The following is a 257-nucleotide window of genomic DNA, read 5'->3' as shown; positions in this document are numbered from 1 at the left end:
AGTGACCGAGATCACGGCGCCGGGCGTCGTGTCGGTCGCCTTGATCACGTTGATCGGATCGGTCGGCAGCAATTGCGGGAACGGCAGCGGGTTGCGCGACCAGATGATCATCGCGGCCGTCTGCAGCAGGATCGACACGCCGATCGCGGTGATCAGCGGCGCGAGGCGCGGCGCGCGGCGCAGCGGCCGGTACGCGACCCGCTCGATCGCGAAACCGACGAACGCACATACGACCGCCGCAATGCCCAGGCCGATCG

General features: G+C 68.9%; 1 pseudogene. It reads right to left on the bottom strand.

Annotation, left to right across the window (positions count from 1 at the left end):
• Window positions 1–257 (bottom strand): annotated as a pseudogene (locus SB751_RS32580) (branched-chain amino acid ABC transporter permease); the annotation flags it as partial.

The sequence above is a fragment of the Cupriavidus sp. SIMBA_020 genome (assembly GCF_046535395.1).
Classification (GTDB): domain Bacteria; phylum Pseudomonadota; class Gammaproteobacteria; order Burkholderiales; family Burkholderiaceae; genus Cupriavidus; species Cupriavidus campinensis.
The sequence above is the reverse complement of the archived record's forward strand: the minus strand, read 5'-3'. Positions and strand labels throughout refer to the sequence as shown.